The sequence below is a fragment of the Caballeronia sp. KNU42 genome (assembly GCF_053760385.1).
This window is the reverse complement of sequence record NZ_CM132390.1, coordinates 630,664-650,980: the sequence shown is the minus strand read 5'-3', so window position 1 is coordinate 650,980 and position 20,317 is coordinate 630,664. Positions and strand designations below refer to the sequence as shown.

The window sequence follows — 20,317 nt, the reverse complement described above, 5'->3', positions numbered from 1 at the left end:
ACCGGTAGAGACAACAAACGCATGGCGCGCATCACGAACCGGCGCCATGCAGCATGCGCGAATAGGACACGAGCATGCTTGCGAGCTCCTGCGCGACCGTGGTCAACGGCGAAGACCGCCGGCTGATCAGGCAAACATCGCGAGGATCGAACGCTTCTCGAATCGGGATATTGACGATCGAACTCGAGAACAGCTTCAACTCGACGAGCACGCGCGGCTCGATGGTCAGGTAATCGGATTCGCAAACAATGTGCAGCGTCTCCAGCAGCGACTCCGCCGTGACAACGATCTTCGGCTCCCCCAGTCCCTCTGCTCGAAAGAGGCTGGTCAGGCGGTTCTCCGCTCCGCCTACAATCCCCGCGGGCCGGATGCTGACCCACTCGCAATCCTTCAGGTCGCGCACGGACGTGGCATGCGCCTGGGGGTGTCCCTTGCGTGCGATCACGCCCGGCGCCGACCGGTAGAGGCGTTCAATGTCGAGATCTACGTCGCTGACTTGCGGGGCTAGCGGACATAGCGCGAAGTCGAGCCGGCCGTCGCGGATCTTCTCGATCAGCATCTTCGTGTAGCCGCTGGACACATGCACACGCACGCGCGGAAAGCGTGCGGTAAAACGTTTGAGCACCGGCAGCAGGGATTCCGCCAACGGCTCGGACGTGACGCCAAGCGTGATCTGTCCTTCTGGTTCTCCCAACGACTGCTGCATCTCCTGCATCGCACGTTCGCAATCGACAATGATCGCGTTCGCGCGAACGAGGAAAGTCTCGCCCAGGCTGGTCACGCTGATACCCTGATGCGAGCGGTTCAACAGCGTCACGCCGAGTTCGGCCTCGAGGCTCTGGATGGCTTGCGTCAGTGTGCTTTGTCCGATGTCGAGCGCTCTTGCGGCGCCCCGGAAACTGCCTTGCTCCACGACCGCGCAAAACACCCGGAGCTGGATCAACGTCATGAAAAACCCTCTGGAATAAGTGCAACGCTCGTCCGGTCCTATGTCATGCGGACCGGTGCGATGCGTTCGGCTGGTGCAAGCATAACCTTCCAGAAGGCCAGCGTGTACCGCTGAATCCCGAGGCTCCAATGACTCAGGCAGCCTGAAAGAGGCCTCGTACGCGTTCGTTGCTTTCAGCAACGCCGGACGATGCCACGAGCGAGTACAGATCCTTGCAGTTCGACGGCTGCGCGATCAGGTCGATCCGCGTGCCGATGCCCTCGGTGCGCACGAGATCGTTCAGGTAACGCAATGCCGAAAAATCCTCCAGCGCGAACCCCACTGAATCGAATACGGTCACCTGTGCGTCAGATTCGCGTCCTTGCACTTCACCCGCCAGCACGCGCCAGAACTCGATCACAGGTGAGTTGGCGGGAAGCTGCTGGATATCGCCTTCAATGCGCGTCTGCGGCTCGAACTCCACCATCACGCGCGCACCGTTCAGCACGTCGGCATGCAACTCGGTCTTGCCGGGACAATCACCACCCACGGCGTTGATGTGCATCCCCGCTTCAATCATGTCGGGCGTGAGAATGGTCGCGTTGGTCTTATCGGCGGTGACGGTGGTGACAATGTCGGCGCCTCGCACGGCCTCGCGTATCGATGCCGCCCGCGTGAGCGTCAGCCCCTTGACGCCGGAGAGGTTGCGGATGAGTTTGTCCGTGGCGGCGGGGTCCGTGTCGAACACGCGAATATGCTCGATGCCCAGCATATTCTTGAACGCCAGCGCCTGGAACTCGCTTTGCGCGCCGTTGCCGATCAACGCCATCGACTTCGATCCCGGCCGCGCAAGGACGCTTGCGGCAAGCGCCGAGGTGGCAGCCGTGCGCAGCGCAGTCATGATGGTGAACTCGCTGAGGAGCAGGGGGACGCCGGTGGCGACGTCGGCGAGTACGCCGAACGCCATCACGGTCAGCAGGTTGGCGCGGGTGTTGTTGGGATGCCCGTTCACGTACTTGAAGCCATAGAGCGTGTGGTCGGCAACAGGCATCAGCTCGATGACGCCGTCGGGTGAATGCGCCGCCGTGCGGGGTGACTTGTCGAACTGGGGCCAGCGCAGGTAGTCGGCGCGGATGTAGTCGGCGAGGGTGCGGATGAAGGTTTCCGGGCCGATGGTGCGAAGCAGTTGCCTGATGTCGTTGACGTCGATATATCGAGTCATGGTGCGTTCCTGAACGATGAAATGAACTTGAGGGGCTACATGGGTGTGTCGATGTGCGTTGCGTTTTACCTGGAATGGAGTCAGGCGCCGAGCAGCTTGCCGGTGCGTTGAGGCGTAGCACCGGTGACGCGGCCGAGCGGGTCGCCGTGCTTGACGAAGCGCACGTCGCGGCGCATGTAGAACACGCCGCGGGTTTTGCTGTGAACGGTGGTGGTCACGCCGCTGGTTGTATCGATCACGTCGAAGAGCGGCTGGCCCACTTCGATCACATCGCCAAGCTGCGCGCGATGCACGAGGATGCCGCTTGCGGGCGCGAGAAACTGTTCGCTGCCGGCAAGCGGGGTGGCGGGGCCGGCAAGCTCGGGCAAGGGCGGCGCAATGCCGTCTATGAAGCCTTGATGCGTGAGGTAGTCGATGATCGCCTGCGCGTCCCGCTGCGCCATGTCATACGACACATCGCGCTGCCCGCGATGCTCGACCGTGACGGACACCGTGCCGGTCGGAATCGGATAGCGGGCGCCGAATTGCTGCTGTAGTTGCCACCATGTGAGGCTCTGCGCTTCATCGAAGGAGTTTGCGCCGGAGTCGTACGCGAGCAACGAGGCCACCGCACCAAGATACCGCGCAAGGGGCTCGGCCTCGGCCCAGATCGCCTGGCCGGTGTAGATATGCATGGCGGCTTCGCGCGAGCAATGCAGGTCCAGCACCACGTCCGCATCATGCGCGAGCAGCATGAGCTGGCGTTGCAAGCCGTCGAATAACGTGGCCGGTTGAAGCGCCGTCAGCGCCGCTTTCCAGGCTTGACGAATGATGACGAGATTTTCGTCTGCATCTTGCGTGAGCTTGCCTTCGAGCGTTGCAGCGATCTTGCCGGCGAGCATGGGGAAGTCGCGGTTGTAGTTGCGGCCACTCGCGAAGTCGAATCGGCCGACGGGTGCGCCGAACAACCATTGGCTCAGTCCGAGCGGATTGGCGTTGCAGACCAGCACGATTTCACTACGAAGCTTGGCCGCGTCTTCAAGGCGGCGCAACTGCTCGATCAGCGTGAGTGCAACCATCACGCCTGGCGTTTCATCGGCGTGCAGGCCCGCCTGGATGTACACCTTCCTGCCAAAGTCGCCCGTGCCGAACGCGTGACTCGTCAGATGGTACGCGGCGCCTGCTGTCGCGTGGGGCAAGGCAAGGGAGGTGCTGTTCATGAGGAGAGAAGGGGCTCGTAGTAGCGGCAAGGTCATGTTACGGGGAGTTCATGCGGTGCAGAAGGCGGCCCGACCGATCGGGATCAGCCTGGCAGATCGCCTGCGGCACGAACCTGGAGTCGGGTTTGCATCGCCGTCAGGTTCTGGCGTTCGCGCCCCGCAGAAGGCGCGAGTAAGACAGCAGCATGCTCACCAGCTCGTGCGCGACCGTGGTCAACGGCGACGCACGGCGACTGATGAGGCAGACGTCACGCGGATCGAACGCTTCTCGAATGGCGATGGCAACGAGCGATGGTGAAAACAGCTTGAACTGCGCGAGTACCGCCGGCTCGATCGTCAGGCAGTCGGTTTCGGACACAATGTGAAGGGTTTCCAGCAACGACTCGGCCGTGAAGACGATGCGTGGAACGCCAAGCGCTTCCGCCTTGAAGAGACTGATCAACCGATTCTCCGCGCCACCGGCAATGCCCGCGGGCCGGATGCTAACCCAGTCGCACTCCACCAGTTCGCGCACGGATGTGACATGCGCTTGCGGGTGACCCTTGCGCGCGATCACGCCGGCGTCCGACCGGTACATCCGCTCGATGTTGAGATCGACATCGGTTACATGGGGTGCGAGCGGACACAGCGCGAAGTCGAGGGCGCCATCGCGAATCTTTTCGACCAGCATCTTCGCGTAACCGCTGGACACATGCACCCGCACGCGTGGGAAACGTTCGATGAAACGCTTGAGTACGGGCAGCAGGAATTCAGCGAGCGGCTCGGAGGTGACGCCGAGTGCGATGCGTCCTTCGGGTTCCTCTTTTAAATGCCTCATGTCCTGCGTGGCACGCTCACAGTCGCGGATGATCGCATTGGCGCGGACCAGGAATTTTTCACCAAGGGCGGTCAGGCTGATGCCTTGATGCGACCGGTTCAGCAGGACGACACCCAGCTCCGCTTCGAGGCTTTGGATCGCCTGGGTCAGCGTGCTTTGGGCAATGTCGAGCGCTCTTGCCGCCGCGCGAAAGCTGCCTTGCTCGACGACTGAACAGAATGCCCGGAGCTGAATGAGTGTCATGGCGAAGGCAATGCTTCAAGTGCGATGCGATGGTTCGCGTAGCCTGGCGTGAACTTCCGCGCGGCCACGTCGACCAGCACGGGCATGTCGCGCCCGGCGAGTTCAGCATTGAAATACTTGCGCGACGGATCGATGTCGTCAGGCACGGCGCGCGTGATGACCTTGAAGCCGTCATCACGATTTCCCCGCAGTTCGGGCACGGCTTGCAGGAGTCTGCGCGTGTAGGGATGGCTCGGGTTATCGAAGACGGCGTCGCGCGTTCCCTCTTCAACAATATGACCCCGGAACATCACCAGCACGCGGTCGGCAATCTGCTCGACCACGCCGAGATCATGCGAGATCAAGAGGCACGCAAACCGGTAGCGCTGCTGCAGCGAAACGAGCATGTCGAGGATCTGCTTCTGCACGGTGACATCGAGCGCGGACACCGGCTCGTCCGCGATGATCACGGCAGGCCTGCTTGCCAATGCGCGTGCAATCGCCACACGCTGGCGCTGGCCGCCGGAGAGCTGATGGACCAGGCGACCGGCAAACTCGCCCAAGCCCACGTCATCCAGCGCGTCTGCGACCCGCTGGGCGCGTTGCGCGCGGCTCAGGGTCTTGTCGAGCCGCAGCCCCTCGCCAATGAGCGCGTCGACCCGCATGCGTGGATCGAGTGAGGAATAGGGGTCCTGGAACACCATCTGGACCGAGCGGCGCGCGGCTTGCATGGCGTCACGCCCGGCCTTAAGAAATGGCAGTCCGTTGAGCAGGATCTGCCCTTGCGCGGTCGGCGCCAGTCCGAGCATTGCCTTGGCGATACTTGTCTTCCCGCTGCCCGATTCACCGACAATCGCCACGGTCTCCCCCGCCTGCACGCTGAACGATGTCGGATGCACGGCTCGCGCGAGAATCTTCCTGAACCATAAGCCCGGCACCCGGTAGTCGATTGCCACATCCTTGACTTCAATGACCGGTGGCGCGGATGAACCCGGCGGGCTCAACGGGTCCTCGTTATCGGCGCGCCGTGGCAGCGCCTCGAGCAGCTTCAGCGTGTAGTCGTGCGAGGGGCGTGCCAGCACCGTCCCTACCGCGCCGGTTTCCACGACGAGGCCTCGCCGCATCACGAGCACTTGTTCCGTATAGGCCGTCACCAGTGCAAGATTGTGGCTGATGAAGATCAGCGCGGTGCCTTCCTCGCGCGTGAGTTCGATCATCAGGTCGAGCACTTCTTTTTGCACCACGCAATCCAGCGCGGTTGTCGGCTCGTCCGCGATCAGCAGTTTCGGGCGGAGCAACATCACCGCGGCAAGCAGGATGCGTTGCCGCATACCGCCGGAAAACTCGTGCGGATAGCGCTTCATGCAGCCGAGCGGGTCGCGTACGCGGACTCGTTCGAGCATCGCGATAGCCTGCAGACGCGCAGCATCGCGCGCAACGGAACGCCGCCGCATGAGCGCCTCCGTCAACTGGTCGCCAATGCGGATGGCCGGGTTGAGCGAGACCATCGGTTCCTGAAACACCATGCCGATACCCGTGCCGCGCGTGGCGAGCCATTGCGCCGGCGTATTGCCGAGGACATCATGACCCTCGAAGCCGATGGTCCCCGAGACGATCTGCGCACGTTCCGGCAACAAGCCGAGCAACGCACGGCCGACCATGGTCTTGCCGCTGCCTGACTCGCCTACGATCGCAAGCGACTCCCCTGCGTTCAGCGTGAAGTTCACGTCGTGCGTGACCTGCTTGATTGCGCCCGTTTTGTCGGGGAAGCCTATCGTCAGGCTGCTGACCGTCAGCAAGGGATGTTGCGAAGTTGCGTTCATCACATTCCCCCCTTCATGCGCGGATCGAGCAGATCGCGCACGCCATCGCCGAACAGATTGATGCCGAACAACGCAAGCGAGATAGCCGCTCCTGGGAACAGCACGACCCATATCGCCTGATCGATTGCCGTGCGGCCGTCGGCAAGCATGCCGCCCCAGGTAGGCTCGGGCGCGGGCACGCCGAGTCCGAGAAAACTGAGCGCGCTTTCGGCAAGCAGCGCCGAGCCGAACAGCGACGTGGAGAACACCAGCAGCGGCGCCACGCAATGAGGCAAGACGTGACGAAGCAAAGTCCACGCGCCGCTGTTGCCCATGGTTTGCGACGCAACCACGAAGTCACGCTGACGCAGCGACAGTGCCGCGCCGCGCGCAATGCGGCTGACCGACGGCGTATAAGCCAGGCCAAGCGCGACGACCACGCCCCATTTCGACGGCCCGACCACGGTCATGATGCCAAGCGCGAGCAGCAAGCCGGGGAACGCCATCAGCGCATCGATCAGCATGGCCGCAAGCCGGTCGAACCAGCCGCCCGCGTAACCGCAGACGGCGCCTATCGACGTTCCGGCGAGCAACGCAAACAGCACCGAGCAGACGCTGACGGTGGTGCTGACACCGGCGCCCGACATGATCCGCGACAGGATGTCCCGGCCGAATTCATCGGTGCCGAACCAGTGTTGCAGCGACGGCGGCGCGTAACGCGCATGAATGTTCACGTCGAGAGGACCGTAGGGCGTATAGACAAGATTGACGACTGCGATGAGCAGCAGGAGGCCGACGAGCACGGCTCCGATCACGAGGTTGGCGCGGCGGGTGCGCTTGGGAGAGGAGGGCATGGGCGAGTCAGAGCTTAAGGCGTGGATCGAAGATCGGGTACAGCAGGTCGACAACCAGATTGGTCAGCACATACAGCAGCGCGATCACGAGAAGGCATCCCTGCACGACGGGGTAATCGCGCGAATAGATGCTTTCCACGAGCAGGCGGCCCATGCCTGGCAGCGTGAATACGGTCTCGATCACAGCGCCTCCCGCGAGGAGGTGACCAAGCACGAGACCGATCACGGTAAGCGTGGGACCGAACGCATTGGGCAGCGTATGGCGCAGCAGCACGCGCCGTTCCGACAAACCTTTGGCGCGTGCATGAGCGATATATTCCAGCCGCAGGACTTCGATGCTGCTCGCCCGCATCATGCGTGTCACGACCGCGATCTCTCCCAGCGTGACCGCTATCACCGGCAGCACGAGGTATTTGAACGATCCCCAGCCTGCTTGCGAAAACGGCTGGTAGCCGAAGGTGGGCAGCAGATGCAACTTCACGCCGAACAACCAGATGAGCAGGATGCCGACCCAGAAACTCGGTATGGAGACCAGCATGATGCTGCCTGTTACGACCGCGAGATCGCCGCGCCGGTTTTGCATCCAGGCCGCGAACAAGCCGGCCGGAATGGCGATCAGGCACGCAAGGAAAGTTGCCGCCAGCACGATCTCGGCGGTCACGGGAAAGGTCTCGCGGATCAGTTCCAGCACGGGTTGATGCCGCACGATCGACATGCCGAAGTCGCCCGAGAGCAGATGCGATACCCAGATCGCGAATTGCGCGGGGATCGATTGATCGAGACCAAACGAGTGGCGCATCTGCTGCAGCAGCGCCGGGTCGTTGAGGTCGCCGAGCATGAGTGACGCCGGGTCGCCGGGAATGGCGCGGATCATGCCGAACACGAGCAGGGTCACGATGAAGACCGTGGGGACCGCCATCGAAATACGCTTGATGATGTAGCTGAGCATCGGCTGGCCTAGTTCTTCGTCACGTTGGAAAAACGCTTCAGGCGCAGGGGCCAGGCCGTCACGCCCTGCAACCGGTTAAGCACGAGCGTCAGGTCGGGTGAGTCGTACAGCACGATCATGGGCACGTCGTCCATCATCATCTGGTGCAACTGTTCGAAGACGCGCTTGCGGGCGGCGGGGTCGGTCACGCCGTCGATGCTGCGCAGCAGCGCGCGCGCCTTGGGGTTCTCCCACTGCACCATGGGATTTTTGGACTTGTCACCGAGTACGTCGCCATACATCAACGCAGGTTCGATGCGCGTTGAATAACCAAACGACATCAGCTGGAAATGTCCCGAGCGGTAGTCGTTCACCTGCGTGCCCCATTCGACCACCTGCAGTTTCACGTTGATGCCCGCCTGCGAAAGCAGCGATTGCATGTACACCGCGGCCGAGTACATGTGCGGATAACGGCGGTTGGTTTCGAGCGTCAGGGGCTGGCCGGCATAACCGGCAGCCGCGAGCAGACGCTTGACCTCGGGCAGGTCCTGCTTGTATCCCACTGCGTCGCCGGCGGTATAGAACGCCTCGGCATCCGGTGTCAGCGATGAGTTGTAGCGCGCCAGGCCGCCGCTGACCGCGTTCACCACGCCCGGCAGATCCACCGCAAGCGCGATCGCGCGCCGAATGCGAACGTCGGCGAGAACGGGGTCATGCGTTTGGATCAGCACGGCGGCGGGATCGGCCCCGGGTCCTGCTATTACATGCCAGTGAGGATCGGCAGGCGGCAGGTTGTTCTCCGATATGTTCATCTCGTCGATCTGACCGGACATCAGCGCGGAGACCTGCGCCGCTTCGTCAGGAATGGCGACGAAGCGCACGTTCGCTTGCGGGTGCTTGGCGCCGGCCAGCCCGCTCGGCGGCTCGGTGCGTGACTGGTATTGAGCGAAGGGTTTCAGCAGCACGTATTGCCCTTGTTTCCATTCGCTGAATACGAACGGGCCCGTTGCCACCGGCTTCAGCCACGCGCCGTTCTTGTCGAGGCTTGCAGGACTCAGGATGGCGAGCGGGCAGCGCGGCTCCGTCATGTGCGTGAGAAAAAGTGCGGACGCGCGGTCCAGTTCGAACACCACGGTATGGGGATCGGGTGTGGTCACGGCAAGCACCTTCGGACCCCGGTGTCCGTCATAGTTGCCGCGGCAGACGTAGCCGGACTGCGGCTTCATGAAGTAGTCATAGCTCCATTTGACATCGGCGGAGGTGAAGGGCGTGCCGTTGTGGAACAGCACGCCGTGACGCAAGTGAAATGTATATTGCTTGCCGTCTGGAGAGATGTCCCAACTGTCTGCGAGCATGGGCGCGACCGACAAGTCGCTCTTGAGCGCCACCAGCGACTCGGCCACGTTAGCGAGGATCTCGTCTGTAGACGTGTTGCGTAACACGTTGCCCGGCATGGACGTTGTCGTGTCGGTGTTGATGGCAAAACGGATTTCAGGCAACGCCGTGGCGGCGGCGCTTGGCTGTGCCCATCCGCTGGCGGGCAAGACCGCCGCGATTGCCAGCGCTCCCATCATTGCTGCGCGGTTCATGGCCGGAACCCAGCGGTTTTCCACGCTGGACGCGGCAAGCCGGCGAAGGGCGGAGATACGAGAAATGCCATCAAACGTCCTTCGGGAGGGGGATTGCACAACGATCAACCATGCGATGAATGGATAGGAAGCGATCGTAGAAGCTCATATTGGCGTTGGGAAGAGCAGTCCTGCCGATCGGAGGCCGATATTCGGATCACCTGGGAAAACAGCACTAGACAGCTGCTTATTGATGTGGCTTGTGTTTTGGGAAAGATGGCTGCGCGGTCGGGACGGGTGTTGAATAGAAAGTTAGGAAATCGAAATGAAATGATTTAGCCAATTTTTAACCGTCACCTGAAACCGCGATAGTCCGTAAAAAGAGGACTTATCGCGTTGTCGATGCCTATGCGGTCACTGATGCACTCGCATCCAAGTGATCAGGCCGCGGGCGCTACCGATGCCCCGCCAATCTTGTGCCGCTGCAACGAGTCCGCAACGAAGCCCGACGCTTTCATCTCTTCCACGAAGCCTCGAAAATACTCAGCCGCCGCATTCCCACGGCTCTTCGGCAATCCCATTGCTTGCTGAATCACCATGAAGCGCTCGCCGAGCAATCGAAGCCCTGTGGTGTTCGCGGCATCTTTTTCGAGCTGTTGTTTTACACCTGCGGCGACTTCGAGCCCCTGTTCGAGAAACGTCTGCACCACGGCAGGAGATGAAGGCGCGCGAACGATCTGTGCGTGCTTGAGTTCCCGCGATAGAAACAGGTCATAAGCGCTGCCTTTACCGACCGCGACGCGCATATCCGCATGATCGACCTCGCTGTTGCTCCGGATTGGAGAATCGTTGCGGACCATATAAAAACCTTCGATCAGCACATACGGTGCAGTGAACGCGATGCTCGCTCCGCGCGCCGGATCGATTGCGAAGAAGCCGATATCCGCGCGTTCGTCGCCGACCGCTTCAACGGATTTTCCGGCGGTATCGAAGACCACTAGATCGACTGGCAGGCCGAGCCGCTTGCCAAGTTCCCTTGCGAGGTCGATAGAAACGCCGAACGGTTCACCGGTAACGGCGTCCTTGTTGGCGAGAATCGGATTGCCCAGGTTGATGGACGCGCGCAGCGTGCCCGAGGGCGCGAAAGCGGAGAGCACGGCAGAGTCGGTTGTCATGGCGTATTGAGCAATGGAAGGCCGGCGCAGACCGAACCTAGGGTTTGAGAATGTTGCCGATGCGCGAGAGTGCGTCGAGCGTATGTTGAAGATGTTCGCGCAGCGCCTCGGAAGCTTCTTCGTTACGTTCCTTCTCAAGCAGCGCCAGAATATGCAGATGCTGCTTGCAATGTTTCTTGTACCGTTTGCGGTCCTGCATCGATCTGTAGGAAAGCAGGCGGCGAACGCGGTTCACGCGCTTGATCGTATCGATGAAAAACGCGTTGCCGGAGCCCTCGACCAGTGACTCGTGAAAACGCACGCCGCGCTCGTGCAACTGGTCTGCCGTATCTGTTTCGATGCCGCCATCGAGCAAATGCCGTTCCGCTGCACGGCAGCGCTCGATCACCTTGGGTTCCAGCCGGTAACCCGGTTCAAGAAGCGCCGCCGGTTCAAGCGCCAGACGCAGGCGATACGATTTCATCAGGCTGTCGGGCGTCGTCAGCATCGCCGAGAATTGCCACCCGTAGCCAGGTTTGCGCTCGGCCCAGCCTTCCTGCGCTATGCGCGCCAGAACGGCTGAGAGTTGCGTCGCCGTGAGTCCATAGCGAGTCTTCAGCATTTGCTCGGACACATCGTCGGGCAACGCGCTTTTGAGCCGATCTTCTGCGATGCGGAAATACGCGCTCGTGACTGCGTCCGGGCCGCTCACGCCTACCGAGTCCACAGCATCCGTGAACAACTCAATCGAAGGATCGGCCACGAAAAAACCGCGGTTGCGCTCGCGGCTCAGCACGCCCTTTTCGTGCAGCAGCGAGAGGGCTTCGTTGACCGGTGAGCGGGATAGCCGAAGATGGTCGGCTATCTTTTGAGCGGGCAGATGACTACCGACTTCCATCTCTTCGGTCCTGATCCACTCGACGATTTGGGCGGCTATCGATCTATCGTTCATGCGTTTCTTTCTTGCCTTGATCGGCCAGGGTCTTTTGCAGAATAAGCGGAATGACGCCGCCACAGCGCAGCAACGCGACTTCCAGTTGCGTTTCAACAGCTGCCGTCAGCTCGTATGATTCGACGCTTGCATCCGTCCGTACGATCTTTACATCGATCCTGCAACGCGGTGCGAGCGTATCGGGTGGCGCGATCACTTCCACCTTATCACCGGGCTGGATCGCAAGCGTGTCGGGGCTGACGCCAACCGGCCATCGAAGTGGCAAGATGCCCATGCCGATCAGGTTCGAGCGGTGAATCCGTTCAAAGCTTGCTGCCAGCACCGCGCGAATTCCAAGCAGGCGCTGGCCCTTTGCTGCCCAGTCGCGGGAAGAACCGGTGCCATACCGTTCGCCCGCGATGAGCACGACAGCATCGCCATTCGCGTGATACTGCGCAGCCACTTCGTGAATCGGCAAGATGTCGCCGCTCGGGACGTGCAGCGTATGAGCGACCGGCACGCCGGGTTGCAGGAGGTTGACCAGCGACTTGTTATGGAACGCCGCGCGGATCATGACCTCCCAGTTGCCGCGACGCGATGCGAACACATTCAGGTCATCGCGGTCATCACCCCGGGCGACGAGAAAGTCTGCGACGAAGCTGTCCTTCGGAATGGCGCTGGCGGGTGAGATATGGTCGGTCGTGATGTCATCGCCAAGGACGAGCAATGGGTACGCGCTGTACGTTCCCAACTGCGTGCCTTCGGTCACGGCAGCGAAGGGCGGACGCCTTAGCGCGTTCGATTGAGGGTTCCACGGGAACTGTGCGGTGGCGGGGGCATCGATGCCATGCCACGCGGGGTTCTCACTGGCGATGGCGAACGCACGCGGATAGTCGGCCGGGTCCACCGCCTGTTCAAGCATCGTGGCGACTTCTTCTCGCGTGGGCCATAGATCGCTCAGGAAGACCGGTGTGCCGTCCGGCGCAATCTGCACGGGGGAACAGTGAAGGTCGGCTTGCGCATCGCCTGACAGCGCAAATGCGACCACCAGCGGCGGCGACATGATGAAGCCAAGATCAAGGTCCGGATGAATGCGGCCGGGGAAATTCCGGTTCCCGGACAACATCGCGACGGGATAGATCGCCTTCGCTGCCAATGCGGCTTTGATGGGTTCGGTGAGCTGGCCGGAGTTGCCGATGCACGTGGTGCAGCCATAACCCACGATATCGAAACCTAGCGCCGACAGATCGTCGATCAGCCCGGCGCGTTCCAGGTACAACGCCGCTGCGGGCGAGCCGGGTCCAAGCGAGGTCTTGATCCAGCTTGGTACCTTTAAGCCCAGCTTGCGCGCCTTGCGGGCCACGAGCCCGGCGGCGATAAGCAACGCCGGGTCCGATGTGTTCGTGCAACTCGTGATGGCAGCGATAGCGACAGGATGCTTCGGCATGCCGGACACAGTGGCTTGTGGCGTGAACTCTAACGTATCGAGTGCCGCTGATGTAGCCGAGTAATCCAGCAGGTCCTGAGGGCGCCGCGGACCGGCGACATGCATGCCGATCGAGCTCAGGTCGATCTCGATGGTGCGCGTGAAAACCGGTTCGGCGCAAGGATCGAACCAGAGGCCCGCGCGCTTGGTGAACACTTCGACTAACGTAATCGCAGCCACGTTGCGGTTGGTCGCGCGCAAGTAGTCGAGCGTGGTGTGATCGACGGGGAAGAAGCCCGTAGTGGCGCCGTATTCCGGCGCCATGTTCGCCACGACCGCGCGTTCGCCGGCAGTCAACGTGGTAACGCCCGGACCAAAGAACTCGACGAATTCACCGGCAACACCGATCTCCCTCAGCCGTTGCGTCACCGTCAATGCCAGGTCCGTGGCGAGTGTCCCAGGCTTGAGCGCACCCGTCAGGCGCACACCGACCACGTCAGGGATACGCTGCATGACAGGCATGCCGAACATCACGGTCTGCGCTTCCAGGCCACCCACGCCCCAACCCAGCACGCCAATGCCGTTAATCATAGGCGTGTGGCTGTCCGTGCCAATCAGCGTGTCTGGTGCAGCCCAGCGTTCGCCATCGCGTTCCCGGACCGATACGACGGTCGCCAGTTGCTCGAGGTTAATGGTGTGCATGATGCCGGTGCCGGGCGGATGAATGCGCACGCCGGTCAACGCACGCGAGGCCCAGCGCAGGAAGCGGTAGCGCTCCGCGTTGCGGCGAAGTTCCTGTTGCAGGTTCATCGGCGCGGCGTCTGGCCGGGCGAAATACTCGACTGCCAGGGAGTGATCGACCGACGCGTCGACTGGCAAGACGGGGTTGAGTGCGCCCGGGTCCGCCCCGGCTTCGGCCAGCGCGTCGCGCATGGCGGCGATATCGACCAGCGCCGGCGTACTGGTCGTGTCGTGCATCAGCACGCGGTCAGGCTGGAAAGCGATTTCGATTTCGCTCGTGCCACGTTCCAGCCATTCGACGATGCCTTCGACCGCAAGCCGGCGCTCATCGCCATGCGTATTTCGAATCACGTTCTCGAGCAGCAGGCGAAGTACGACAGGCAGACGGTAAAGCGTTTCACCGAAGATGCCCGGCAAGTCGACAAAACGAACGGACGCATCGCCAGCCGTTAGCCGTGCCTCGGAATTGAAATCACGTGAATTTTCCATCTACCGAATATTGCATTTTTATAAGTAAAAATGCAATGTGGGATTTTGGCTTATAACGCAGTATCGGCTTCCCAATGAGCGGTCATTCCTGCGATATCGGCGAGCCAGAGCCTGAACAGCTTCACCTTCTCGAGATTGCGTTCATTCGTCCGGTAAGACAGGAAGTGCGTCTCGCGCATGAAGGGTTTGAAGTGACCTTCACCGAACTCGACCAGTTCGCCGCGGGCGAATTCGCGTTCGGCGAGACGCGTGGTTTCCAGCGCGATACCCATGCCGTCGACCGCGGCGGATATGGCCAGCGCACCGCGATCAAACGAAGGACGAGGTTTGTTCGGAAACTCCAGTCCATTGAGCGTGAACCAGTCTCGCCATGTCACGCGGCTGAGTTGCGAATCGATCAGCGTGAACCCGGCGATCTGCTGCTCAAGCGCTATCCCTTCACGCAACATGCCGGGCGAGCACATGGGCACGATGCGCTCCGCGCCTAGCGGATACACATGCAGACCGGGACGCTCGACCGCCATGCCGTAAGAGATGGCGATATCGACTTCATGCAAACGCGTCAGGTCGATCGGCTCCGCGCCCGATGAAAGCCGGATCGTAATGTCGGGATGTGCCTGCATGAATTTCGGCAGGCGCGGACCCAGCCATTTCACCGCAAGACTCGGTGCGCAATGAACAGCCAGCACCTGGGCCTGGGGCGACAACGCCACTTCGCTGCACGCGGCCTCGATCACGTCGAATACGCGCCCGAGGCTGTCGAAAAGCCTTCTGCCTTCGGCCGTGGTTTCAACGCGCCGGTTGCGTCGATGAAATAAAGGCAAGCCGAAATAGGCTTCCAGTTCCTTGACCTGGTGACTGATCGCGGATTGCGACAGATGCAATTCCTCCGCCGCCAGCGTGAAGCTTTCAAGTCGCGCAGCGGCTTCGAAAGCACGCAGCAGCACGAAATTCGGTATTCGCCGCATGCGCGTGCCGTCTCCGTTTTGAATGTTTTTCGTCGATGCATGAATCCTGTTCATCTTTCTATGAACAGTCATCGTTTGTCAATGAGGGTCGCGTGGATGACCATTAAGCCCTGAAAACAATCCCGCTGGTTCTACAGGAGAAAAGCAAATGGTGGCTGTCATGGAAGCGCGTCCTGGTGTCCCCGAAAAGCTGGTGAAGGACGGCAAGGTATCGATTTATCAGCCGGAGCAGGAAGGGCTGATCTTCCCCGAATTACCGACATTCGCGAATCCCGCAGCGCAACGGCAGCACTTGAAGGAACGCCTGGTCGGAGCGTGCAGGGCGTTCGCGCAACAGGGTTTCGACTACGGTTTCGCCGGTCACCTGACCGTGCGCGATCCGGAAAATCCCGGCTTGTACTGGACGAATCCAATGGCGATTCATTTCTCGCAAGTGAAGGTGTCGAACCTGATTTGCGCGGATCACGAGGGCCGTGTGGTCGAAGGCAATCATGCGATCAATCGGGCGGGTTTTGTGTTGCATGCAGCCGTTCACGAAATGCATCAGGACATTGTGGCGATGTGCCATGCGCACACGGTATACGGCACGGCGTTCGCCGCGCTTGGCAAAAAGCTTGAGCCGATTACGCAGGATGCCGCTGCATTTTTCGAAGACCATGTAGTGATCGGCGATGAAGCCGGACAGGTCGCCGTTGAAGTCAAGGCGGGCCATAAAGTCGCGCATGCGTTCACGGGCGTGAAAGCCGCGATTCACCAGAATCATGGTTTGCTCACTGCGAGCCGTCACAGCATAGAGTCCGCCGCATTCTGGTTTATCGCGCTGGAACGGTGCTGCCAGCAGCAATTGCTGATCGATGCAACCGGCATTGCGCCGAAGCTCGTCACGCCGGAGCGGGCCCGCTATAGCCGCGAGCATGTGGGGAGCGAATACATCGGCTGGCTGCATTTCCAGACGATCTGGAACGACCTTGTCGCCCGGCAGCCCGACATGTTCGACTGATCGGTTCGACTGATCACGCCATGCGTTGAACGCTGTTCGCGCAGCACGCATTTCGCTCCATGCAGGGACGATACAGCCACCGTCAAGAAAGGGCTGACGTCCCGCTTTCATCCGATCCCAGGAGACAATACATGCATCCCGCCAGTCCGGCCTCATTGAGCAAACGCGACGAAGCGTCCACGTTTTCCAGGATCACGTGGCGACTATTGCCGTTCCTGTTCCTATGTTATTTGTGCGCGTATCTGGACCGCATCAATGTGGCGTTTGCGAAGCTGCAAATGCTCAAGGACCTCAATTTCAGCGATGCCGTATATGGCGCCGGCGCAGGCGTGTTCTTCGTCGGCTACCTGTTGTTCGAAGTGCCCAGCAACTTGCTGTTGTTGAAAGTGGGCGCCCGCCGCTGGATCGCGCGGATCATGATCACGTGGGGCATCATCTCCGCCGGCATGATGTTCGTCACCACGCCAACCAGCTTCTACATCATGCGTTTCCTGCTCGGCGTGGCGGAAGCGGGTTTCATCCCTGCAATCCTGTTCTATCTCACCTACTGGTTCCCTTCGTCGCGGCGCAGCAAGGTGACGGCGCTGTTCATGACGGGCATTCCGATGTCGGGCGTGATCGGTGGGCCGCTGTCGGGCTGGATCATGAACCACATGGGCGGCGCGCATGGGCTGGCGGGATGGCAATGGTTGTTCGTGCTCGAAGGCATTCCGACAGCAATCCTCGGACTGATCGCGCTGGTCTATCTCGACGACAAAGTCAGCGACGCCAAATGGCTCTCCGCGCCACAGCGAGCTTTCCTCGAAAGCGCGTTGGTCGAGGAGCGTTCGGCGCATGTGCTGCATTCCGTGAGGGACGGCCTGCTGCATCCGAAGATCCTGCTGCTCAGCCTGATTTATTTCTTCTTTACGATGGGCCTCTATGGCGTGAGTTTCTGGCTGCCGACGCTGATCAAGGCGAGCGGTGTATCCGATCCGCTGGACATTGGTTTGCTGAGCGCGATTCCCTATGCCGCGGCGGCCGTGACCATGGTGCTCGTCAGCCACAGTTCGGACGCAAGCGGAGAGCGGCGCTGGCATCTCGCGTTGCCGGGCATTGCCGGTGCAGTGGGGTTGTACTTCAGCGTTTCGTATGCGCATTCCACGCCGATTGCAATGATTGCGCTGACCCTCGGCACGATGGGCGTGATGACCACGATCTCGCAGTTCTGGGTATTACCCCCGGCCATTCTCGGCGGTGCGGCCGCAGCGGCCGGGCTGGCCGTTGCGAACTCGGTCGGCAGCATCTCGGGCGTGGTCAGCCCCTATGTGATCGGATTGATCCAGACCGCGACAGGATCGACAGGAAACGGCGTGCTCGGGCTAGCAGTGAGCCTGATCATTGGCAGTGTGCTCGTGTTCACAGTGCCGGCGAAACTTGTCAACAGCCGCAAGCGCGAAGCGGCGAAAGACGCTGAGCGGGTGATGGAAGGCGGCGTGCAGACGCGTGCTTGAAAAAGATCCTAGCCTGATGCGTTCAATGCACTTAATGCGCCGCGTCTTCGACTTCTTCACCCAGCACTTCACCCAGCCGCCGCACCAGGTTCTCGCGGGCGCGGCTGGTGTGAAGATCGGTGAGTTCCGCGGCACGGCGTGCGTCGCCTGCGGCGATAGCGTCGGCAATTGCCGCGTGTTCGTCCCAGATCGATTTGCGTTGAACCGACGATTGCAGCACAGCGCCCATCACACGGCGCAGATGAACCCAGTGAAGATGCGCGGTTTCCGCAATCAACGGATTACCCGATGCAACATAAATGGCGGAATGGAAAGCCCAGTCTGTATCGATCATGGCTTTGACGTCGTCACCCTTCGACGCACGGCGGCCCTGCGTGATCAGCGCTTTATCGAGCTTCGCGCCGCGTTGCGCCGCAAGACTCGCGGCGAGGGAATCGAGCGCACCGCGGATCTCGTACAGATGGGCGATCCAGGTGGGATCGAGCGGGGTGACAAGAAGTCCGCGCCCCGGCGCGTCCTGCACGAGTCCGTCCTTCTTGAGCAGTCGCAGCGCCTGCAAGACGGGTGAGCGGGACACGGCAAGCTGGTCGGCAATTTCTTCTTGCGTGATGCGGGTTCCCGGTGCAAGCGAGCCTTCGCTGATGGCGTCGAGCAGCACTTTGTAGACTTCATCGACATAGTCGGTACGTGCCTGAAGCTTCAGAAGTTTAGCGACCATGATGGCTCTCGATAAGTTTGGATACTGAGTTCAACAGCTGAGTTAGACAGATTACAGGCTTGCGCCGGACAGCGTCAAACGGATTGACGGGTAGCGTGGAAAGCGGGCACCAAGCGTTTACCTGTAGAGACAGGGCGGCACTCCGGATCGTATCTTTGTATACAGAGTTCGGAGTTCAGAATCTAAAGAATGAAGACAAGCGAGCCGGATGACAGGACGGCAATCCGGCTCGGCACGATGGATAAACCCAGCAGAGGATCCCCATGAATATCAAGTCAGACAAAGCGGAAAGTCAGAAAAGCGCAGGTGGTGGTGCGGTGCAGAAGAAGCTCGTGCCCTTCGGCGGTTATTACACCAACAAGGTTCCGGGACACGATCCGGAGTTGACCGAAACCGGCCCCGGCACGCCGATGGGTGAATACATGCGGGCGTTCTGGCATCCGGTGTGCATGTCGATCGAACTCACCGATACCCCGCGCTTCCTGAAGATCCTGTGCGAAGAGCTAGTCGCGTTTCGCGACGGCAGCGGGCGCGTGGGCGTGCTGCACGCGCATTGCGTGCATCGTGGGGCATCGCTTGAATATGGTGCGATCCAGGAGCACGGTATCAAGTGCTGCTACCACGGCATGGTCTTCGACGTGGACGGCACCTGTCTTCACGTGCCGTTTCCGAACGGCGAAGAAAAGGAAGCCGAGAAATATGCGTGCTCGATCCAGCAGGGCGCGTACAAGGCTGTTGAGCGCAACGGCCTGGTGTTTGCATATATGGGGCCGCCCGACAAGGAGCCGCCGTTCCCGGAATGGGAGGGGGACTTTACGGTGGCGCCCGGCGATGAGCTCGTGGCCTACAGCAATTTCCAGCATTGCAACTGGCTGCAAGTTCAGGACAACGCCGCGGATAACTACCATCCGACCGCGCTTCACGCCGGCAAGAACGTGGTGAACGGCAAGTACCAGGGCACGACGTTCGACGAAGTCGGCGCGAAGTCCATGGAAGTCGCACCCGACATGCATTTCGTGCCGGTACAGCAAGGCCGCAGTCTTGCTTGCGCGGGAGCACGCCGTGTCGATAAAGACAGGCTGTTCGTGCGTGTCCAGCATCAGGTCCTGCCCAATCTGAGCCTGCACGCCTATACGTCGGAGGATGGTTCGCAGAAGAAGCTGTTCAGCCGTTTCCACATCATCCGCTGGACCGTTCCTGTCGACGATGAAAACAGCAAGATGATCGGCTGGCGAGTGATGGGGCCGGGCATCGATACGCGCGGTATCTGCGATAAATCGCTGGTCGGCTACGAGTCGATCGACTTCCTTGAAGGGCAGGTCGCCATGCGTCGTCCAGAGCGCTTCGGCCAATACAAGCTGGAGGACTTGCCGCCCATCCCGGCGAACCATCGCGAACGCGAGAACTACAAGGACGCCCAGTACGCGCCGGGCGATTACGAAGCCATCATCAGCCAGCGGCCGATCGCGGTGCATGCGCTGGAGAATCCGACGAAGTTCGATGCCGGCTTGTTCCTGTTCCGCAAGATGCTGCGTGATGCGGTGCGCGGGACGAACCCGGCCGCGTCTGCCGATAACTTCGCCGAATGGTTCCGAGCCAATGCGGGCGCGCCGAATAGTTATTGCTCGGGCAATGTGTTCGATATCCCGGAAGGCGAGACTGTAGAACAGGAGGTGGCGAATCGCCGCAATGTGACGAAGCGCATTGTCGCGATCCTCACCGAAAGCGAGACGATGAAGGGCGAAGAGCGAGCCGCGTTTGTGCGCGAAGAGTTCGATGCGCTCGAGGCGTCGGTCAAGGGTTGAATGGATCATCGCAAGGGGCGGGGCAACGCGGGTTGCTCGTCCCTTATAAAGA

At 61.0% G+C, this 20,317-nt stretch carries 16 protein-coding genes; 3 read left to right on the top strand and 13 right to left on the bottom strand.

Annotated features, from left to right (window positions below):
• Nucleotides 1-31: 31 nt before the first annotated feature.
• The 12 genes from ACSOSP_RS34325 to ACSOSP_RS34270 form a co-directional block, all read right to left on the bottom strand.
• Nucleotides 32-949, bottom strand: a complete 918-nt coding sequence (locus ACSOSP_RS34325; protein ID WP_455315099.1) for a LysR substrate-binding domain-containing protein — start codon at nucleotides 947-949, stop codon at nucleotides 32-34.
• Nucleotides 950-1,082: 133 nt separating this feature from the next.
• The gene (locus ACSOSP_RS34320) at nucleotides 1,083-2,150 is read right to left on the bottom strand and encodes an ornithine cyclodeaminase (protein ID WP_455315098.1); all 1,068 of its coding nucleotides are present in this window, start codon (nucleotides 2,148-2,150) and stop codon (nucleotides 1,083-1,085) included.
• A gap of 80 nt (nucleotides 2,151-2,230) precedes the next feature.
• Nucleotides 2,231-3,349: a succinylglutamate desuccinylase/aspartoacylase family protein gene (locus ACSOSP_RS34315; protein WP_455315097.1), complete on the bottom strand. Its 1,119-nt coding sequence runs from the start codon at nucleotides 3,347-3,349 to the stop codon at nucleotides 2,231-2,233.
• A gap of 136 nt (nucleotides 3,350-3,485) precedes the next feature.
• Nucleotides 3,486-4,409, bottom strand: coding sequence for a LysR substrate-binding domain-containing protein (locus tag ACSOSP_RS34310; RefSeq protein ID WP_455315096.1), 924 nt, complete (start codon nucleotides 4,407-4,409; stop codon nucleotides 3,486-3,488).
• On the bottom strand, nucleotides 4,406-6,211 hold the full coding sequence (locus tag ACSOSP_RS34305; protein WP_455315095.1) for a dipeptide ABC transporter ATP-binding protein: 1,806 nt from the start codon (nucleotides 6,209-6,211) through the stop codon (nucleotides 4,406-4,408). Before ACSOSP_RS34305 ends, ACSOSP_RS34310 begins: the two co-directional genes overlap by 4 nt.
• A complete protein-coding gene (locus ACSOSP_RS34300; RefSeq protein WP_455315094.1) occupies nucleotides 6,211-7,044 on the bottom strand; it encodes an ABC transporter permease in 834 nt (277 codons plus the stop codon). Before ACSOSP_RS34300 ends, ACSOSP_RS34305 begins: the two co-directional genes overlap by 1 nt.
• 7 nt (nucleotides 7,045-7,051) lie before the next feature.
• Entirely contained in the window at nucleotides 7,052-7,993 is a 942-nt protein-coding gene (locus tag ACSOSP_RS34295) for an ABC transporter permease (protein ID WP_455315093.1), read from the bottom strand.
• A gap of 8 nt (nucleotides 7,994-8,001) precedes the next feature.
• A complete protein-coding gene (locus ACSOSP_RS34290) occupies nucleotides 8,002-9,561 on the bottom strand; it encodes an ABC transporter substrate-binding protein (RefSeq protein WP_455315092.1) in 1,560 nt (519 codons plus the stop codon).
• Nucleotides 9,562-9,980: 419 nt separating this feature from the next.
• Entirely contained in the window at nucleotides 9,981-10,715 is a 735-nt protein-coding gene (locus ACSOSP_RS34285) for an ABC transporter substrate-binding protein (RefSeq protein WP_455315091.1), read from the bottom strand.
• Nucleotides 10,716-10,752: 37 nt separating this feature from the next.
• Complete coding sequence (locus ACSOSP_RS34280; RefSeq protein WP_455315090.1) at nucleotides 10,753-11,646, bottom strand: GntR family transcriptional regulator; 894 nt, start codon at nucleotides 11,644-11,646, stop codon at nucleotides 10,753-10,755.
• Nucleotides 11,636-14,281, bottom strand: a complete 2,646-nt coding sequence (gene acnA, locus ACSOSP_RS34275; protein ID WP_455315089.1) for an aconitate hydratase AcnA — start codon at nucleotides 14,279-14,281, stop codon at nucleotides 11,636-11,638. Before acnA ends, ACSOSP_RS34280 begins: the two co-directional genes overlap by 11 nt.
• Before the next feature lie 50 nt (nucleotides 14,282-14,331).
• On the bottom strand, nucleotides 14,332-15,249 hold the full coding sequence (locus tag ACSOSP_RS34270; RefSeq protein WP_455315088.1) for a LysR substrate-binding domain-containing protein: 918 nt from the start codon (nucleotides 15,247-15,249) through the stop codon (nucleotides 14,332-14,334).
• Between the two features lie 148 nt (nucleotides 15,250-15,397).
• Between ACSOSP_RS34270 and ACSOSP_RS34265 the strand changes: the two genes are divergently transcribed.
• On the top strand, nucleotides 15,398-16,249 hold the full coding sequence (locus ACSOSP_RS34265) for a class II aldolase/adducin family protein (protein ID WP_455315087.1): 852 nt from the start codon (nucleotides 15,398-15,400) through the stop codon (nucleotides 16,247-16,249).
• 131 nt (nucleotides 16,250-16,380) lie between these two features.
• Complete coding sequence (locus ACSOSP_RS34260) at nucleotides 16,381-17,742, top strand: MFS transporter (protein ID WP_455315086.1); 1,362 nt, start codon at nucleotides 16,381-16,383, stop codon at nucleotides 17,740-17,742.
• Between the two features lie 31 nt (nucleotides 17,743-17,773).
• On the opposite strand, the gene ACSOSP_RS34255 is transcribed toward ACSOSP_RS34260, so the two are convergent.
• The gene (locus ACSOSP_RS34255) at nucleotides 17,774-18,460 is read right to left on the bottom strand and encodes a GntR family transcriptional regulator (RefSeq protein ID WP_455315085.1); all 687 of its coding nucleotides are present in this window, start codon (nucleotides 18,458-18,460) and stop codon (nucleotides 17,774-17,776) included.
• A 263-nt stretch (nucleotides 18,461-18,723) separates the two neighbouring features.
• Between ACSOSP_RS34255 and ACSOSP_RS34250 the strand changes: the two genes are divergently transcribed.
• On the top strand, nucleotides 18,724-20,265 hold the full coding sequence (locus ACSOSP_RS34250) for a Rieske 2Fe-2S domain-containing protein (RefSeq protein WP_455315084.1): 1,542 nt from the start codon (nucleotides 18,724-18,726) through the stop codon (nucleotides 20,263-20,265).
• The last annotated feature ends 52 nt before the right edge of the window (nucleotides 20,266-20,317 follow it).

Bases quoted from the DNA above. Each gene is read 5' to 3' on its own strand.
- ACSOSP_RS34310 (WP_455315096.1), bottom strand. From the start codon at position 4,409: ATGACACTCATTCAGCTCCGGGCATTCTGTTCAGTCGTCGAGCAAGGC.
- ACSOSP_RS34305 (WP_455315095.1), bottom strand. From the start codon at position 6,211: ATGAACGCAACTTCGCAACATCCCTTGCTGACGGTCAGCAGCCTGACG.
- ACSOSP_RS34260 (WP_455315086.1), top strand. From the start codon at position 16,381: ATGCATCCCGCCAGTCCGGCCTCATTGAGCAAACGCGACGAAGCGTCC.
- ACSOSP_RS34315 (WP_455315097.1), bottom strand. From the start codon at position 3,349: ATGAACAGCACCTCCCTTGCCTTGCCCCACGCGACAGCAGGCGCCGCG.
- acnA (WP_455315089.1), bottom strand. From the start codon at position 14,281: ATGGAAAATTCACGTGATTTCAATTCCGAGGCACGGCTAACGGCTGGC.
- ACSOSP_RS34290 (WP_455315092.1), bottom strand. From the start codon at position 9,561: ATGAACCGCGCAGCAATGATGGGAGCGCTGGCAATCGCGGCGGTCTTG.
- ACSOSP_RS34295 (WP_455315093.1), bottom strand. From the start codon at position 7,993: ATGCTCAGCTACATCATCAAGCGTATTTCGATGGCGGTCCCCACGGTC.
- ACSOSP_RS34270 (WP_455315088.1), bottom strand. From the start codon at position 15,249: ATGCGGCGAATACCGAATTTCGTGCTGCTGCGTGCTTTCGAAGCCGCT.
- ACSOSP_RS34265 (WP_455315087.1), top strand. From the start codon at position 15,398: ATGGTGGCTGTCATGGAAGCGCGTCCTGGTGTCCCCGAAAAGCTGGTG.
- ACSOSP_RS34285 (WP_455315091.1), bottom strand. From the start codon at position 10,715: ATGACAACCGACTCTGCCGTGCTCTCCGCTTTCGCGCCCTCGGGCACG.
- ACSOSP_RS34325 (WP_455315099.1), bottom strand. From the start codon at position 949: ATGACGTTGATCCAGCTCCGGGTGTTTTGCGCGGTCGTGGAGCAAGGC.
- ACSOSP_RS34280 (WP_455315090.1), bottom strand. From the start codon at position 11,646: ATGAACGATAGATCGATAGCCGCCCAAATCGTCGAGTGGATCAGGACC.
- ACSOSP_RS34255 (WP_455315085.1), bottom strand. From the start codon at position 18,460: ATGGTCGCTAAACTTCTGAAGCTTCAGGCACGTACCGACTATGTCGAT.
- ACSOSP_RS34300 (WP_455315094.1), bottom strand. From the start codon at position 7,044: ATGCCCTCCTCTCCCAAGCGCACCCGCCGCGCCAACCTCGTGATCGGA.
- ACSOSP_RS34250 (WP_455315084.1), top strand. From the start codon at position 18,724: ATGAATATCAAGTCAGACAAAGCGGAAAGTCAGAAAAGCGCAGGTGGT.
- ACSOSP_RS34320 (WP_455315098.1), bottom strand. From the start codon at position 2,150: ATGACTCGATATATCGACGTCAACGACATCAGGCAACTGCTTCGCACC.